Raw genomic sequence first — 17,077 nt, 5'->3', positions numbered from 1 at the left:
AATTCTGATGAAATCCCGCACAGGCGGGAAAGCATCCACTCCGGTCAGTGCCGATCACGCACTAGAGCAGGGCGTCGAGGGCGACGGCCGCGAAGAGGATCGTGAGGTAGGTGGTGGACCAGTGGAACAGCCGCATCGGCTTGACCGCCTCACCCCGCGCCGCCCGCCGGCAGAGCTTGTGCGCCTCGACGACGAAGATGCCGCCGACCACCAGCGCGGTGACCCCGTAGATGGGGCTCATCCCGAGCGGCCACACGGCCAGCGACGAGAGCAGGGTCAGCCAGGAGAAGAGGATGATCTCCGCGTTGACCCGGCGGACCGAGGCCACCACCGGCAGCATCGGGATGCCGGCCCGGGCGTAGTCGGCCTTGTACTTGATGGCCAACGCGTAGAAGTGCGGCATCTGCCAGAAGAACACCACCGCGAACAGGCCCCACGCGGCCGGAGCGAGGGAGCCGGTGACCGCCGCCCAGCCGATCAGCACCGGCGCGGCCCCGCAGGCGCCGCCCCAGAAGGTGTTGGCGGCCGTGGTGCGCTTCAGCCAGAGCGTGTAGACCAGGTCGTAGTAGGCGATCGCGGCCAGTGTCAGCCCGGCCGCCAGCCAGTTGGTGGTGACGGCCATCAGCGCCACCGAGACCGCGGCGAGGACCAGGCCGAAGACCAGCGCGCTGCGCGGCGACACGGTGTGCGCCGGCAGCGGCCGGCGCTTGGTGCGCCGCATCAACTGGTCGATGTCCCGGTCGATGTAGCAGTTGAGCACGCTGGCCGCGCCGGCGGCGAGCGAGCCGCCGACCAGCACCACGGCCACCAGCCAGAGCGACGGCAGGCCGCCGTCGGCCAGCATCATCGCCGGCACGGTGGTGACCAGCAGCAGCTCGACGATCCGGGGCTTGGTGAGCGCCACGTACGCGGCCACCACGGCCCGTACGTCCCGCCGACCGGTCGCCGACACCTCCGTCACCGTGCGCACCGGCGGCTGCCCGGCAGAGTCGCTGACGGGGCGCTCGGTGATCATGCTCACGGATTGCCACCTTCCGGCTTCGGCAGGGGAGGTCGGGGTCGGCCCGGACCCCTCGGGGTCCACACACCGCCCCACACACTACGCGTCGTCGTTTTGGCTGCCCCGGAGACCCGGCAACGGTGCGGGCCGTCACATCCCGAGGTGAACGACCGATCCCGTCGGACACGTACAGAAGAGCATGCAGAGATCCCCGGGCGGACGTTTAGGGCCGCTCGATAGGGTCATCAGTGAGGGTTCCGCCCATCTGCCGAGGAGCACAACCATCGTGGCTGCCAACCGACCCGAGCTTCCCGCTCTCAACTGGTCCGACCTCGACCGCAGGGCCGTCGACACGGTCCGCGTGCTGGCCATGGACGCCGTGGAGAAATCCGGCAACGGCCACCCGGGCACGGCCATGAGCCTCGCCCCGGCGGCGTACCTGCTCTTCAACCGGGTCATGCGCCACAACCCGGCCGACCCGAACTGGCCCGGCCGGGACCGGTTCGTGCTGTCCGCCGGGCACTCCAGCCTGACCCTCTACATCCAGCTCTTCCTCTCCGGCTACCCGCTGGCCCTGGACGACCTCAAGGCGCTGCGCCAGTGGGACTCGCTCACCCCGGGCCACCCGGAGCACGGCCACACCCCGGGCGTGGAGACCACCACCGGCCCCCTCGGCCAGGGCCTCGGCAACGCGGTCGGCATGGCGATGGCGGCGCGCCGCGAGCGCGGCCTGTTCGACCCGGAGCCGGACCGCGCCGACTCCCCGTTCCGCCACGACATCTGGTGCATCGCCTCGGACGGTGACATCGAGGAGGGCATCAGCCACGAGGTGAGCTCCCTCGCCGGCCACCAGCAGCTCGGCAACCTCTGCGTGATCTACGACGACAACGAGATCTCGATCGAGGACGACACCCGGATCGCCAAGAGCGAGGACGTGGCCGCCCGCTACGAGGCGTACGGCTGGCACGTCCAGACGGTCGACTGGCGCCGCGGCGACGCCGACCAGGGCGACTACCACGAGGACGTGGAAGCCCTCTACGAGGCGCTGCTGGCCGCCCGGGCGGAGACCGCCCGTCCCTCCTTCATCGCGCTGCGCACCATCATCGGCTGGCCCGCCCCGAACAAGCAGAACACCGGCAAGATCCACGGCTCGGCGCTCGGCGGCGACGAGGTGAAGGCCACCAAGCGGATCCTCGGCTTCGACCCGGAGCGCACCTTCGAGGTCGACGACGAGGTGCTCAAGCACGCCCGCCAGGTCATGGATCGGGGCGCCGAGGCGCAGGCGGCGTGGACCACCACGTTCGACGCGTGGGCGAAGGCCAACCCGGAGCGCAAGGCGCTGTGGGAGCGGATGTCGACCCGCACCCTGCCGACGGGCTGGACCGACGCGCTGCCGACCTTCCCGGCCGACGCCAAGGGCGTGGCCACCCGGGCCGCCTCCGGCAAGGTCCTGGAGGCCCTCGCCCCGGTGCTGCCCGAGCTGTGGGGCGGCTCCGCCGACCTCGCGGAGAGCAACAACACGACCATGAAGGGCGAGCCGTCCTTCGTCCCGGCCGAGCACGCCACCAAGGACTTCCCGGGCGACGAGTACGGCCGCACCCTGCACTTCGGCATCCGCGAGCACGCCATGGGCGCGATCCTCAACGGCATCGCCCTGCACGGCGGCACCCGCCCGTACGGCGGCACGTTCCTGGTGTTCAGCGACTACATGCGCCCCTCCGTCCGGCTCGCCGCGCTGATGAAGCTCCCGGTGGTCTACGTCTGGACGCACGACTCGATCGGCCTCGGCGAGGACGGCCCCACCCACCAGCCGGTGGAGCACCTGACCGCGCTGCGCGCCATCCCCGGCCTGGACGTGGTCCGCCCGGCCGACGCCAACGAGACCGCCTGGGCCTGGCGGCAGGCCCTGGAGCACACCGACCGGCCCACCGCGCTGGCGCTCAGCCGGCAGGCGCTGCCGACCCTCGACCGCACCGACCTGGCCGGCGCCGAGGGCACCGCGAAGGGCGGCTACGTGCTGGCCGAGGCGTCCGGCGGCAAGCCGCAGGTGATCATCGTGGGCACCGGCTCCGAGGTGCAGCTCTGCCTCACCGCCCGGGAGCGGCTGGAGGCCGACGGCACCCCCACCCGGGTCGTCTCCATGCCCTGCCAGGAATGGTTCTTCGCGCAGGACGAGGCGTACCGGGAGTCGGTCCTGCCGCGCGGGGTAAAGGCACGGGTGAGCGTGGAGGCGGGCATCGGCATGTCCTGGCGGGCGATCGTCGGCGACAGCGGCGAGAGCGTGAGCCTGGAGCACTACGGGGCGAGCGCGCCGCACTCCGTGCTCTTCGAGCAGTTCGGGTTCACCCCCGACCGGATCGTGGCCGCCGCGCACGCGGCGCTGACCCGGGTGGGCGACATCACCGGTTTCACGACCGGCAACTGAGGGGAGCGGGACGGCATGACGGACAGGCTGAGCGAGCTCCAGGCCGCTGGTGTGGCGATCTGGCTCGACGATCTTTCCCGGGTGCGACTCAGCTCCGGCGGGCTGGACAAGCTCCGCCGGGAGCAGCACGTGGCCGGTGTGACCACCAACCCGACGATCTTCGCGAAGGCGCTGAGCGACGCCGACGAGTACAACTGGCAGCTGCGTGACCTCGCCACCCGCGGCCTGGAGTTCGAAGAGGCGGTCCGCATGCTCACCACGTACGACGTGCGGTGGGCCTGCGACGTGATGCGCCCGTCGTACGACAAGAGCGCCGGGGTGGACGGCCGGGTGTCGATCGAGGTCGACCCGCGGCTGGCCCACGAGTCCGACCGGACCGTCGCCGAGGCCAAGGCGCTCTGGTGGCTGGTCGACCGGCCGAACCTGTTCATCAAGATCCCCGCCACCGAGGCGGGCCTGCCGGCGATCACCGCGACCCTGGCCGAGGGGATCAGCGTGAACGTCACGCTGATCTTCGGCCTGGACCGGTACTCGCAGGTCATGGAGGCGTTCCTGGCCGGTCTGGAGCAGGCGAAGGCGAACGGGCACGACCTGTCGAAGATCGGCTCGGTCGCCTCGTTCTTCGTCTCCCGGGTCGACACCGAGGTGGACAAGCGGCTGGACAAGCTCGGCTCCGACGAGGCCAAGGCGCTGCGCGGCAAGGCGGCCGTCGCCAACGCCCAGCTGGCGTACGAGCGGTACAGCGAGGTCTTCGGCTCCGACCGGTGGAAGAAGCTGGCCGACGCGGGCGCCCACCCGCAGCGCCCGCTGTGGGCCTCCACCTCGACCAAGAACCCGGACTACCGGGACGTCATCTACGTCGAGGAGCTGATCGCGCCCGGCACGGTCAACACCATGCCGGAGGCGGTCATCCACGCCTACGCCGACCACGGTGAGACCCGCAAGGACACCATCACCGGCTCGTACGACGCGGCCCGCAAGGTGTTCACCGACCTGGAGGCGGTCGGCGTGGACATGGCCGACGTGATCGACACCCTCGAGCGGGAGGGCGTGGAGAAGTTCGAGGCGAGCTGGCTCGAGCTGCTCGACGGGGTCAAGAAGTCCCTCGCCGAGGCGGGCAAGGGCACCGGGCAGCCCAACCGGGCCGCGAAGGGCAACGCGCAGGCCGCCGAACAGGCCGGGGGCAACGCGTGACGGACGGCGCCGGACGCGTCCCGGGGCGGCGCCTCGGGACGCGCCACGCCACGCGTCCCGGGACCGGGCACGCCACGAGGACGGGGTGGTGAGGTGAGCGACCTGCTGGCCGGCCGGGCGGACATCGCCGCCGGGCTGGCCGTGCACGGCGCGGACGCGGTCGACGGGTCCGCACCCGCGTCCGTGCGGGCCGCGCTGGTCGCCGCGGACCTCCCCGCCCGGCTCGCCGCCAAGGACCCGACCCTGTGGGGGCCGGACGCCGAGGCGACGGCGCGCACCCGGCTGGGCTGGCTGGACACCCACGCGCGCAGCCGCGAACTGCTCCCCCAGCTCGCCGAGCTGGCCGAGGAGCTGGCCGACCTGGACCACGTGGTGCTGGCCGGCATGGGCGGCTCCTCGCTCGCCCCGGAGGTGCTCGCCCGGACCCTCGGCCGGCCGCTGACCGTGCTGGACACCACCGACCCCGGCCAGCTCCGCGCGGCCCTGGCCGACCGGCTGGAGCGCACCGTGGTGGTGGTCGCCAGCAAGTCGGGCGACACGGTGGAGACCGACAGCGTCCGGCGGGCGTACCTCCAGGCGTTCCTGGACGCCGGGTTGACCGAGGCGGAGGCCGCCCGGCACTTCGTCGTGGTCACCGACCCGGGCTCGCCGCTGGAGGCGGTCGCCGACGAGATGGGCGTGGTGGTGATCCAGTCCGACCCGGAGGTCGGCGGCCGCTACGCGGCGCTCACCGCGTTCGGGCTGACCCCCGCGGCGCTGGCCGGCGTGCCGGTCGCCGACCTGCTGGACGACGCCGAGGCCCTCGCCGGCGCGCTCGGCCGGGACCGGGACAACCCGGGCCTGGCCCTCGGGGCGGCGCTCGGCGCGGCGGCGACCAGCGGCCGGGCCACCGTCGCGCTGGTGTCCGACGGCACCGGGCTCGACGGGCTGGGCGACTGGGTCGAGCAACTGCTCGCCGAGTCCACCGGCAAGGCCGGCCGGGGCATCCTGCCGGTGGTGGTGGAGTCCCCGGACGCACCCGGCGCCACCGGCCCGGGCGTGCTGACCGTGAGCTACGGCGGCGCCCTCGGCCCGGGCGTCGCGCCCGGCCCCGCCGACGTGGCGGTCAACGGCCCGCTCGGCGCACAGTTCCTGACCTGGGAGTACGCCACCGCTGCCGCCGCCGCGGTGCTCGACGTCGACCCGTTCGACCAGCCGGACGTGGCCGGGAGCAAGGAGCACACCGCCCGGCTGCTCGCCGCCGGCCCGCCGGCGGAGTCGCCCTCGGCCACCGAGGGCGCCGTCGAGGTGTACGCCCCGGCCGGCGCCCCCGCCGACCTGGCCGGCGCGCTGCGCTGGCTGCTCGACGGGCTGGGCGACGACGGCTACCTGGCGGTGTCCGCGTACCTCGACCGGTGGGCCGACGCGGCGGTGGCCGGGCTGCGCCCGCTGCTGGCGCGGGCCACCCCGCGACCGGTCACCTTCGGGTGGGGGCCGCGTCACCTGCACTCGACCGGGCAGTACCACAAGGGCGGCCCGCGGGCCGGCAGCCACCTCCAGGTGACCGGCGCGGTCACCGACGACCTGCCGGTGCCCGGCCGCCCGTACACCTTCGGAGACCTTCAGGCGGCCCAGGCCGCTGGCGACCGGCGGGCCCTCGCCGATCGCGGGCGGCCGGTGCTGCGCCTGCACCTGACCGAGCGGGCGGCGGGCGTCGCCCAGCTACTGGATGCGGCCGGACGGACACTGACGTGACGATGAATGACGTGACATCGGCGGAGCGAGGAGGCACCGTGAGCGCGAGGAGTGAGCCGGTCCTGCGAGCCCCGCAGTCGCGAACCGAGGACGGCGCAGGGAACCCGCTGCGCGATCCTCAGGACCGCCGGCTGCCACGGATCCCGGAGCCGTGCGCTCTGGTGATCTTCGGCGTGACCGGCGACCTGGCCCGCAAGAAGCTCCTGCCGGCGGTCTACGACCTGGCGAACCGGGGGCTGCTGCCGCCCGGTTTCGTGGTCCTGGGCTTCGCCCGGCGGGACTGGGGCGACGGCGACTTCGAGGGGCTGGCCCACGACGCGGCCAAGAAGCACGCCCGCACCCCGTGGCGGGAGGAGGTCTGGGCCCGGCTCGCCGGCAACATCAAGTTCGTCGGCGGCTCGTTCGACGACGACGCCGCCTTCGACCACCTCGCCGCCACCCTCGACGAGCTGCGCGGCACCCACGGCATCCCCGGCAACGCCGCCTTCTACTTCTCCATCCCCCCGGCGGCCTTCCCCGTGGTGCTCAAGCAGCTCGCCCGCACCGGCATGGCCGACAACGCCAAGTCCGGCGGCTGGCGCCGCGTGGTGGTGGAGAAGCCGTTCGGCAACGACCTGCCCTCGGCGAAGTCGCTCAACGACCTGGTCGACGACGTCTTCACCCGGCAGGACGTGTTCCGGATCGACCACTACCTGGGCAAGGAGACGGTCCAGAACATCCTGGCCCTGCGGTTCGCCAACAACCTGTTCGAGCCGCTGTGGAACTCCAAGTACGTCGACTCGGTGCAGATCACCATGGCCGAGGACGTCGGCATCGGCAGCCGGGCCGCCTTCTACGACTCGGTCGGCACCGCCCGGGACGTGCTCCAGAACCACCTGCTCCAGCTGCTCGCCCTGGTGGCCATGGAGGAGCCGACCAGCTTCGACGCCGACGAGATCCGCACCGAGAAGCTCAAGGTGCTCAAGGCCATCACGGTGCCGCACGACGTCGTCCAGGACACCGTCCGCGGCCAGTACCTGCCCGGCTGGGTGGGTGGCGAGCGCGCCGTCGGCTACCTCGACGAGGAGGGCGTCCCGCCGGACTCCACCACCGAGACGTACGTGGCGGTGAAGCTCGGCATCCAGAACCGGCGCTGGGCCGGGGTGCCGTTCTACATCCGGGCCGGCAAGCGGCTGCCCCGGCGGGTCACCGAGGTCGCCATCGTGTTCAAGAAGGCGCCGCACCTGCCGTTCGACCAGGCCGACATGGAGTCGCTCGGCCCCAACCAGCTCGTCATCCGGGTCCAGCCGGACGAGGGCGTGGTGCTGAAGTTCGGCTCCAAGGTGCCGGGCACCACCATGGAGGTCCGCGACATCGCGATGGACTTCCAGTACGGCGAGGCGTTCACCGAGTCCAGCCCCGAGGCGTACGAGCGGCTCGTGCTGGACGTGCTGATCGGCGACCGGACGCTGTTCCCGGACGCCGCCGAGGTCGAGCAGAGCTGGCAGGTGGTGGACCCGCTGGAGCACGCCTGGGCGGGCACGAAGCCGGAGCCGTACCGGGCCGGCGAGTGGGGCCCCCGGGCCGCCGACGAGATGCTGGCCCGCGAGGGCCGGTCCTGGCGGAGAGCGTGAGCGAGCACTGCGAGCGAACCAGGAGGTTCCGTTGATCGGCTTGTGGGACACCACCGGCAACGAGGTGGTCAAGGCGCTCGCCGCCGAGCGGCGCAGCGCGGGCGGGGTGGCCAGCGGCATGGCGCTCACGCTGATCGTGGTGGTCGACGAGAAGCGGGTCCGGGAGGCCGAGGCGGCGGCGACCATCGCGGCCGCCGCCCACCCGTGCCGGCTGCTCGTGGTGGTCCGCTCCGACGTCGAACGGGAGCGCAACCGGCTGGACGCGGAGATCGTCGTCGGCGGCCGGCTCGGCCCGTGCGAGGCCGTGGTGACCCGGATGTACGGCCGGCTCGCGCTGCACGCCGAGTCGGTGGTCATGCCGCTGCTGGTGCCGGACGTGCCGGTGGTGACCTGGTGGCACGGCGAGCCGCCGGAGGAGATCGCCACCGACTTCCTCGGCGTGGTGGCCGACCGGCGGATCACCGACTCGGCGCAGGCCGCCGACCCGATCGCCGCGCTGCGGCAGCGGGCCGCAGACTACGCCCCGGGCGACACCGACCTGGCCTGGACCCGGATCACCCCGTGGCGCACCCTGGTCGCCGGGGCGTTCGACACCACCCAGGCCCGGGTCACCGAGGCGACCGTGGTGGCGCCGCGGACCGACCCGACGGCGGCGCTCATGCGCGGCTGGCTGGCCGCCCGGCTCGGCATCGACCCGGTGTGGGAGCACACCGGCGAGTTCCCCCGGATGCGCGAGGTGCAGCTGCGCTGCGCCAACGGCGACCGGCTGACGCTGACCCGGGACGACAGCGTGGCCATCTTCCGGCGTACCGGGCAGGAGGACCGGACGCTGCCGCTGGTCCGCCGGCCGCTCGGCGACGAGCTGGCCGAGGAGCTACGCCGGCTCGACGCCGACCAGGTCTACGCCGAGACGCTCGGCGCGACCGCCGGGCTGACGGGGCTCGACCAGCGGCCCGCCCAGCGGGTGCACGTGTGGAAGGATCCGGCGACCGCCCAGCGGGCCGAGGCCGGGGTCACCGCGCACGCCGGCGCGACCGCCAACGAGTGAGTCGAGCGCACGGACCGCTCGGCGGTCGGACAGCACAGGTGACCGCCGTGGGGCGGTCGGAACACGAAGGCGCGATGGATGAGTGAGGCGAGTGTCGCCGTACACGCCGACCCCGACCTGCTGGCGCAGGCGGTGGCGGCCCGGCTGGTGGTGAAGCTGCTCGACGCGCAGGCCGAGCGGGGCCAGGCGTCGGTGGTGCTGACCGGCGGGCGGATCGCCGCGGCGGTCTACCGGGCGGTGGCCCAGCTGCCGGCCCGCGACGCCGTCGACTGGTCCCGGGTCGACGTCTGGTGGGGCGACGAGCGGTTCCTGCCCGCCGGTGACCCGGAGCGCAACGAGACCCAGGCCCGTGCGGCGCTGCTGGACGTGGTCCCGCTGGACCCGGCCCGCATCCACCCGATGCCGGCCTCGGACGGGCCGGCCGGCAACGACCCGGAGGCGGCCGCCGCCGGGTACGCGCAGGAGCTGGCCCGGGCCGCCCGGCCGGGGACCGCCGCCCTCCCCCACTTCGACGTGCTGATGCTCGGTGTCGGCGAGGACGGGCACGTGGCCTCGGTCTTCCCCGAGCACCCGGTGCACCATGACAACCGCCCGGTCAGCGCGGTGCGCGGCAGCCCCAAGCCGCCACCCGTGCGGACCACGCTGACCCTGCCGGCGATCAACACGGCCGAGGAGGTCTGGCTGGTGGCCGCCGGGGCGGACAAGGCGCGGGCGGTGGGGATGGCCCTCGCCGGGGCCGGGCCGGTGCAGCTGCCGGCGGCCGGGGTGCGCGGGGTGTCCCGTACCCTCTGGCTGCTGGACCGGGCGGCGGCGGCCGACGTGCCGCCCCGCCTGCGCAGCCTGCGCTGAACGACGGCGGAGCCCCGGCCCGGGCGGGTCGGGGCTCCCGCGTGTTCAGGCCCGCCCGCGCCGCCGGCGCAGCGTCTCCAGGGCCTCCGCGAGCAGCGCCTCGCCCTGCTCCGGGGTGCGCCGCTCCTGCACGTAAGCCAGGTGGGTCTTGTAGGGCTCGGCCCGGGCCCGGCCGGGCGGGTTGCCCGGGTCGGGGCCGGCCGGCTCGCCGCAGCGCGGGCAGTCCCAGGTCTCCGGGGCCTCCGCCTCGGCGGCGATGAGGAACTGGACGCGGTGGGCGTTGACACACCAGTAGGTGACCGGCCGGCGGGGCGCCGGCTCGACGCGCTGGTCGAAGCGCTCGGGGGCGGACCCGATCCGGGTGCCGCGGATGACGTTGCCACTGGACACGGCTGCTCGCTCCTGTCGTCGGAGGGGACCGCCGCCTGGGCGGCGGGCGACGCGTGGAGAAACAAACTGCGCGCGGTCCGTGACGGACCGCGCGCAGATTGTACGACTCGGAGCGCCGCTCAGGCGCCGCTGCCCATCTGGAGCCGGAGCCAGAGCCCGATCCCGACGATGCACGCGAACCAGATGATCCCGACCAGAACCGTGTAGCGGTCGAGGTTCTTCTCGGCCACCGAGGAGCCGGCCAGGCTGGAGCTGACGCCGCCGCCGAACATGCTCGACAACCCGCCACCCTTACCACGGTGCAGGAGGATCAGCAGGGTGAGCAGGATGCTCGTGATGACCAGCAACACGATCATCGTGTAGGCGAACCAGATCGGCATGGCGGGGGTCAGTCCTCTCGTTGCGAACACTGCCCGGTCCTGTCGGGCACGGCGGCACCGACCGGTGGGCGGGCAGCGTCAAGGATAGCGAGCGATCAGCGGGCGATGTGCTCCGGGAACCGGCAGATCTGCGCGAATTCCTCGGCGTCCAGGCTGGCGCCGCCGACCAGGGCCCCGTCCACGTCCGGCTGGGCCATGATCGCGGCGACGTTCGACGACTTCACCGACCCGCCGTAGAGGATCCGGACCTGGTCCGCGGTGCCCTGGCCGAAGGTCTCCACGAGGCGCTTGCGCACCTCGCCGCAGACCTCCTGGGCGTCGTCCGGGGTCGCCGTCTTGCCGGTGCCGATCGCCCAGACCGGCTCGTACGCCACGACGACCTTGGTGACCTGCTCCGGGGTGAGCCCCCGCAGCGCGCCGTCGAGCTGGTCGCAGCAGTGCGGCACGTGCCTGAGCTGCTCGCGGATCTCCAGCCCCTCGCCGATGCAGAGGATCGGGGTGAGCCCGTTCGCCAGCGCGGCGGCCACCTTGGCATTGACCAGCGCGTCGTCCTCGTGGTGGTACTGCCGCCGCTCGGAGTGGCCGACCACCACGTAGGTGCAGCCCAGCTTGGCGAGCATCGGCCCGGCGATGTCCCCGGTGTACGCGCCCGACTGGTACGGCGACAGGTCCTGCGCGCCGTAGCCGATCAGCAGCTTGTCGCCGTCCACCGCGGTCTGCACGGTGCGCAGGTCGGTGAAGGGCGGCAGGACCACCGTCTCGACCTCGGTGAGCTGCTTCTCGTTGAGGCTCGCGGCCAGCTTCTGCACCAGCAGGTTCGCCTCGAGGTGGTTCAGGTTCATCTTCCAGTTGCCGGCCATCAGCGGCCGGCGGGTGGTGCTCGCCATTCAGTTCTCCAGGGCCGCGATGCCGGGGAGGGTCTTGCCCTCGAGGTATTCCAGGGAGGCGCCGCCGCCCGTGGAGATGTGGCCGAAGGACGACTCGTCCAGCCCGAGCGCCCGCACCGCGGCGGCGGAGTCACCGCCACCGACCACGCTGAACGCGTCGGCCTTGGTGATCGCCTCGGCGACGCCCCGGGTGCCGGCCGCGAAGGCGGCCATCTCGAACACGCCCATGGGGCCGTTCCAGAAGATGGTCTTCGCCTGCGACAGCGCGGCGGCGAAGCCGGCCACCGTCTCCGGGCCGATGTCCAGGCCCAGGCGGTGGCTCGGGATGCCGTCGGCGGGCACCACGTCGTGCGCGGCGTCCGGCGCGAACGCGTCCGCCGCCACCACGTCGACCGGCAGCATGATCTTGCCCCCGGAGCGCTCCAGGAGGTTGCCGCAGGTCTCGACCATCTCCTTCTCGAGCAGCGACGTGCCCACCTCGTGGCCCTGGGCCTTGAGGAAGGTGAAGCACATGCCACCGCCGATGAGCAGTCGGTCGACCTTCGGCAGCAGGGCCTCGATCACGGCCAGCTTGTCGGAGACCTTGGAGCCGCCCAGCACCACCACGTACGGCCGCTCCGGGTCGCCGGTCAGCTTGCCGAGCACCTCCACCTCGCGCAGCACGAGGCGGCCGGCCACGTGCGGCAGCCGGGCCGGCACGTCGTGGACGCTGGCGTGCTTGCGGTGCACGGCGCCGAAGGCGTCGTCGACGTACGCGTCGCCGAAGGCGGCGAGCTGGTCGGCGAAGGCGCCCCGCTCGGCGTCGTCCTTGCTGGTCTCACCCTTGTTGAAGCGCAGGTTCTCCAGCAGGGCCACCTGGCCGTCGGCCAGTCCCTCCACGGTGGAGCGGGCCGGGTCGCCGACGGTGTCCTCGGCGAAGTGCACCGGCGCGCCGAGCAGCTCACCGAGCCGCCCGGCGACCGGGCGGAGGCTGAACTGCGGGTCCGGCGCGCCCTTCGGGCGGCCCAGGTGCGAGCAGACGACCACCTTGGCGCCGGCCTGGACCAGCGCGCTGAGGGTCGGCAGCACGGCGCGGATGCGGCCGTCGTCGGTGATCTCACCGCTCTGCTTGTCGAGCGGGACGTTCAGGTCGGCGCGCACCAGCACGCGCCGACCCGACACCCCCTCGGCGAGCAGGTCGTCGAGGTTGCGGATGCTCACAGAGCTAGCCCTCCGTTCGTGACTGCGGGGCTCGCAAGCTCACTCCTCGCACTCACAGGGAGCTGCCCACCAGCTTCACGAGGTCGACGAGGCGGTTCGAGTAGCCCCACTCGTTGTCGTACCAGCCGACGACCTTGACCTGGTTGCCGATCACCTTGGTCAGCGGCGCGTCGAAGATGCAGGACGACGGGTCGGTGACGATGTCGGCGGAGACGATCGGGTCCTCGTTGTAGGTGAGGATGCCCCGCAGCGGGCCCTCGGCGGCGGCCTTCAGTGCGGCGTTGACCTCGTCCACGGTGGTCTCCCGGCCGACCTCGACGGTCAGGTCGGTGGCCGAGCCGGTCGGGATCGGCACCCGCAGCGCGTACCCGTCGAGCTTGCCCTTCAGCTCCGGCAGCACCAGGCCGATCGCCTTCGCGGCGCCGGTGGAGGTCGGCACGATGTTCAGCGCGGCGGCACGGGCCCGGCGCAGGTCCTTGTGCGGCGCGTCCTGCAGGTTCTGGTCCTGCGTGTACGCGTGGATGGTGGTCATCAGACCCTTGGTGATGCCGAACGTGTCCTGCAGGACCTTCGCCATCGGGGCGAGGCAGTTGGTGGTGCAGGACGCGTTCGAGATGATGTTGTGCTTGGCCGGGTCGTACTGGTCCTGGTTGACGCCCATGACCACGGTGACGTCCTCGTTCTTCGCCGGAGCGGAGATGATGACCTTCTTGGCCCCGCCGTCGATGTGCGCCTTCGCCTTGGTGGCGTCGGTGAAGAACCCGGTGGACTCGATGACGACGTCGACGCCGACCTCACCCCAGGGCAGCTTGCCGGGGTCCTTCTCCTCGAACACCCGGATGGCCTTGCCGCCCACGGTGATCTCGTCGGCGCTCGCCTTCACCTCGTGCGGCAGGCGGCCCAGGATGCTGTCGTACTTGACAAGGTGGGCGAGCGTCGCGTTGTCGGTCAGGTCGTTGACCGCCACGACCTCGATGTCAGCGCCGGACGCCAGCACTGCCCGGAAGAAGTTGCGGCCGATCCGGCCGAAGCCGTTGATGCCAACCCGGATGGTCACAGGTCCCATCTCCTCGCGTTCTGGTCCGCCGGCGTCAGACCCGGCCGGCGGAGATTGTTCGCCGACCGGTGGAGCCGGCCGTTGACGGTTCATCTCGGCCACCCCGCCGCGGTCCCAGGAGACCAGACCGCCCGAGGCGGTGAGCACGGCTAGGGGTGCCTTTGCCGGCCCCCTTGCCGTACGCAGCGACCTTATCCGAGCGCGCGCCGCCGCGCTGCGGCGGGTGGTGATCCCCCTCGCAGCTCGACGCCTCACTGGTCCTATCAGACCACGAGCATGTCGGGCGTGACGGCCGCTTCGGTATCAGGGATGCCCAGGTCGCGGGCCCGCTTGTCGGCCAGCGCGAGCAGCCGGCGGATCCGGCCGGCGATGGCGTCCTTGGTCAGCGGCGGGTCGGCCAACGCGCCGAGTTCCTCCAGCGAGGCCTGCCGGTGCTCCAGCCGCAGCCGTCCCGCCGAGGTCAGGTGGTTGGGGGCGTCCTCGGCGAGGATCTCCAGCGCCCGGGTGACCCGGGCGGCGGCGGCCACCGCGGCGCGGGCCGAGCGGCGCAGGTTGGCGTCGTCGAAGTTGGCCAGGCGGTTCGCGGTGGCCCGGACCTCGCGGCGCACCCGCCGCTCCTCCCAGGCGAGCACACTGGAGTGGGCGCCGATGCGGGTGAGCAGCGCGGCGATCGCGTCGCCGTCCTTGACCACCACCCGGTCCACCCCGCGCACCTCGCGGTTCTTGGCGGTGATGCCGATCCGGCGGGCCGCGCCCACCAGGGCCAGCGCGGACTCCGGACCCGGGCAGGTGATCTCCAGGGCGCTGGAGCGGCCCGGCTCGGTCAGCGAGCCGTGCGCCATGAACGCGCCCCGCCAGGCGGAGACCGCGCAGCAGACGTTGGCGGCCACGACGTGCGGCGGCAGGCCACGCACCGGGCGGCCCCGGACGTCCAGCAGGCCGGTCTGCCGGGCGAGGGCCTCGCCGTCCTTGACCACCCGCACGATGAAGTGGCTGCCCTTGCGCAGGCCGCCGGAGGCGAGCACGTGGATCTCGCTCGGGTAGCCGTAGACCTCGGCGATCTCCCGGCGAAGCCGCCGGGCCACCGCGCCGGTGTCCAGCTCCGCCTCGACCACGACGCGACCCGACACGATGTGCAGCCCGCCCGCGAACCGGAGCAGGGCGGCCATCTCCGCCCGCCGGCAGCAGGGCTTGGGCACGTCGACCCGACTCAGCTCGTCCTTGACCGCAGCCGTCATCGCCATGTTGCGCGCCCCCTCACGGACCGGTTCCGGCGTGTCGCCGGTGATTACGTACGTGTCTAACGATCGGCGCCCAGGACAGGCACCAGCGCGGCGCCCAGGGCGGCCGGATCATGACGGGGCGTGCCGTCGGTGACGGCGACGGGCGCGAGGACCAGCCGGGCACCCAGCGATTCTGCCGCACGTTCCACCGCCACGGGATCACCCACCGCCTTGGAGTCGGCCAACACCATGTCCACCTTCAACTCAGGCAGATAGCGCCGGAGGGTGTCCAGATGGTCGGGAAGGGAGAGCCCGAGGGTCTCCTTCTCCGCCACGAGGTTGAGGGTCACCAGCCGACGCGCCGGGCTGGAGACGATCGCATCGGCCAGGCCCGGCACCAGAAGGTGCGGCAGCACGCTGGTGTACCAGCTGCCCGGCCCGAAGATCAGCCAGTCGGCCGCGCGCACCGCGGTCACCGCCTCCGCGCAGGCGGCCGGCGCCGCCGGGGTCAGCCGCAGCGACTCGACGGTGCCGGAGGTGACCGCCACCTGGTGCTGGCCGCGCACCGTGCGGACCTCGTCGGGGCGGTCGGGGTCGGCGCCGCGTACCCGGGCCTCGATGCCGACCGGCTGCCGGGACATGGGCAGCACCCGGCCGACCGCGCCGAGCATCGCGCCGGCGTGGTCGAGCGCGACCACCGGGTCGCCGAGCAGCTCGGTCAGCCCGTGCAGCAGCAGGTTGCCGACCGCGTGGCCGGCGAGCGGATCGGCTCCTCCCCCGCTCCGCTCCGCCACCGCGGCGAAGCGGTGCTGGAAGAGCGCCGCGCTGCGCCGGGTGGCCGGGTGGTCGCCGGCCAGGGCGACGAGCGCCTGCCGCAGGTCGCCCGGGGGCAGGCCGCCGCGCTCCGCGCGCAGCCGCCCGCTGGAGCCGCCATCGTCGCCGACGGTGACCACCGCGGTGATGTCCAGGTCCAGTCCGGGTACGCAGTGCCGCAGCGCCCGCAGCGACGCCGACAGCCCGTGCCCGCCGCCGAAGGCGACCACCCTGGTCGGGGTCATTCCCGCCCCAGGTCCCGGTGCTGGGCGTTGGCGGCGATGCCGGAGCGGCGCAGCCGGGCGGCCAGCTCCTCGGCGATCGCCACGCTCCGGTGCTTGCCCCCGGTGCAGCCGACGGCCACGGTCAGGTAGCGCTTGCCCTCCCGCTCGAAACCGGCGGTGGTGGCGTTGACCAGGTCCGCGTACCCGGCCACGAAGGCGTCCGCGCCCTCCTGGCCCAGCACGTACGCGCTGACCGCCTCCTCGCGCCCGGTGTGCTCGCGCAGCTCCGGCACCCAGTACGGGTTCGGCAGGAACCGGGCGTCCATCACGAAGTCGGCGTCCGGCGGGAGGCCGTACTTGAAGCCGAAGGAGAGCACGGTGATCCGCAGCCGGCGGGAGTCCTCCCCGCCGAACAGCTCCTCGACCCGGCGCCGGAGCTGGTTCACGTTGAGGTGGCTGGTGTCGATGATCACGTCGGCCTGGTCGCGGGCCTCCTCCAGCAGGGCCCGCTCCACGGCGATCCCGTCGGCCAGCCGCCCGTCGCCCTGCAACGGGTGCGAGCGGCGCACGCTCTCGAAGCGGCGGATCAGCACCTCGTCGTCGGCGTCGACGAAGACCACCCGGGGCTGGAAGCCGCGCTCGCGCAGCTCCCGGATCGCCCCGGCCAGGTCGGTGGAGAAGGCCCGCGAGCGGACGTCCAGCACCATGGCCGTGCGCCGGGCCGCGCCGCCGGCCTTGAACGCCAGCTCGGCCATGTCCAGCATGAGCGCCTGGGGCAGGTTGTCCACCACGTAGTAGCCGACGTTCTCCAGCGCCCGGGCCACCGTGCTGCGGCCACCGCCGGACAGGCCGGTCACCACCACGAGGGTGGTGTCCGCCTCGGCCGGCGCCGGCCGCCCGAGAGCTGTCTCCGCGTTGGTCGGCACCAGGTCTCCCGCCGTCCGCGCCTCGCTCACCCGCTACCCCCAGCCGTGGCGCCGCGGCCGGTCGGCCGCGCATGGTCAGTCAGCGACTCTAACGGCTGCGACCCCGCCCGGGAT

The 17,077-nt window shown here is 73.1% G+C and carries 15 protein-coding genes; 6 read left to right on the top strand and 9 right to left on the bottom strand.

Features of this window, described 5'->3' with window-relative positions; translation table 11 throughout:
- Positions 1-61 precede the first annotated feature (61 nt).
- A complete protein-coding gene (locus tag NLX85_RS23630; protein WP_254338581.1) occupies positions 62-1,021 on the bottom strand; it encodes a heme o synthase in 960 nt (319 codons plus the stop codon).
- A gap of 265 nt (positions 1,022-1,286) precedes the next feature.
- Here NLX85_RS23630 and tkt point away from each other — a divergent pair, with 265 nt between their 5' ends.
- From tkt to pgl, 6 genes are all read left to right on the top strand, one after another.
- Positions 1,287-3,425: a transketolase gene (tkt, locus tag NLX85_RS23625; protein WP_254338578.1), complete on the top strand. Its 2,139-nt coding sequence runs from the start codon at positions 1,287-1,289 to the stop codon at positions 3,423-3,425.
- Positions 3,426-3,440: 15 nt separating this feature from the next.
- A complete protein-coding gene (tal, locus tag NLX85_RS23620) occupies positions 3,441-4,619 on the top strand; it encodes a transaldolase (protein WP_254338576.1) in 1,179 nt (392 codons plus the stop codon).
- 93 nt (positions 4,620-4,712) lie between these two features.
- Positions 4,713-6,353, top strand: coding sequence for a glucose-6-phosphate isomerase (locus NLX85_RS23615; RefSeq protein ID WP_254338575.1), 1,641 nt, complete (start codon positions 4,713-4,715; stop codon positions 6,351-6,353).
- A gap of 2 nt (positions 6,354-6,355) precedes the next feature.
- On the top strand, positions 6,356-7,966 hold the full coding sequence (gene zwf, locus NLX85_RS23610) for a glucose-6-phosphate dehydrogenase (RefSeq protein ID WP_254338573.1): 1,611 nt from the start codon (positions 6,356-6,358) through the stop codon (positions 7,964-7,966).
- Positions 7,967-7,997: 31 nt separating this feature from the next.
- Complete coding sequence (locus NLX85_RS23605; protein WP_254338571.1) at positions 7,998-9,014, top strand: glucose-6-phosphate dehydrogenase assembly protein OpcA; 1,017 nt, start codon at positions 7,998-8,000, stop codon at positions 9,012-9,014.
- Positions 9,015-9,092: 78 nt separating this feature from the next.
- Positions 9,093-9,863, top strand: a complete 771-nt coding sequence (pgl, locus tag NLX85_RS23600) for a 6-phosphogluconolactonase (protein ID WP_254338569.1) — start codon at positions 9,093-9,095, stop codon at positions 9,861-9,863.
- Between the two features lie 45 nt (positions 9,864-9,908).
- On the opposite strand, the gene NLX85_RS23595 is transcribed toward pgl, so the two are convergent.
- From NLX85_RS23595 to rapZ, 8 genes are all read right to left on the bottom strand, one after another.
- Complete coding sequence (locus tag NLX85_RS23595) at positions 9,909-10,253, bottom strand: RNA polymerase-binding protein RbpA (protein ID WP_254338567.1); 345 nt, start codon at positions 10,251-10,253, stop codon at positions 9,909-9,911.
- A 119-nt stretch (positions 10,254-10,372) separates the two neighbouring features.
- Positions 10,373-10,633 carry a preprotein translocase subunit SecG gene (gene secG, locus NLX85_RS23590; RefSeq protein ID WP_254338811.1) on the bottom strand — a complete coding sequence of 87 codons (261 nt, stop codon included), beginning with the start codon at positions 10,631-10,633 and terminating at the stop codon, positions 10,373-10,375.
- 95 nt (positions 10,634-10,728) lie between these two features.
- Positions 10,729-11,520 carry a triose-phosphate isomerase gene (gene tpiA / locus NLX85_RS23585; RefSeq protein ID WP_254338565.1) on the bottom strand — a complete coding sequence of 264 codons (792 nt, stop codon included), beginning with the start codon at positions 11,518-11,520 and terminating at the stop codon, positions 10,729-10,731.
- The gene (pgk, locus tag NLX85_RS23580; protein ID WP_254338563.1) at positions 11,521-12,720 is read right to left on the bottom strand and encodes a phosphoglycerate kinase; all 1,200 of its coding nucleotides are present in this window, start codon (positions 12,718-12,720) and stop codon (positions 11,521-11,523) included.
- 52 nt (positions 12,721-12,772) lie between these two features.
- Positions 12,773-13,777 (bottom strand): type I glyceraldehyde-3-phosphate dehydrogenase, encoded by a 1,005-nt coding sequence (gene gap, locus NLX85_RS23575; RefSeq protein WP_254338561.1) that lies wholly within the window; start codon positions 13,775-13,777, stop codon positions 12,773-12,775.
- Between the two features lie 263 nt (positions 13,778-14,040).
- Positions 14,041-15,021: a DNA-binding protein WhiA gene (gene whiA, locus NLX85_RS23570; protein WP_088999356.1), complete on the bottom strand. Its 981-nt coding sequence runs from the start codon at positions 15,019-15,021 to the stop codon at positions 14,041-14,043.
- Positions 15,022-15,077: 56 nt separating this feature from the next.
- Positions 15,078-16,058: a uridine diphosphate-N-acetylglucosamine-binding protein YvcK gene (yvcK, locus tag NLX85_RS23565; RefSeq protein ID WP_254338559.1), complete on the bottom strand. Its 981-nt coding sequence runs from the start codon at positions 16,056-16,058 to the stop codon at positions 15,078-15,080.
- Positions 16,055-16,963 carry an RNase adapter RapZ gene (rapZ, locus tag NLX85_RS23560; RefSeq protein WP_091322417.1) on the bottom strand — a complete coding sequence of 303 codons (909 nt, stop codon included), beginning with the start codon at positions 16,961-16,963 and terminating at the stop codon, positions 16,055-16,057. Before rapZ ends, yvcK begins: the two co-directional genes overlap by 4 nt.
- Positions 16,964-17,077 lie beyond the last annotated feature (114 nt).

Origin of the sequence: Micromonospora sp. A3M-1-15 (genome assembly GCF_024213425.1) — a bacterium.
Classification (GTDB): domain Bacteria; phylum Actinomycetota; class Actinomycetes; order Mycobacteriales; family Micromonosporaceae; genus Micromonospora; species Micromonospora chersina.
The sequence above is the reverse complement of the archived record's forward strand: the minus strand, read 5'-3'. Positions and strand labels throughout refer to the sequence as shown.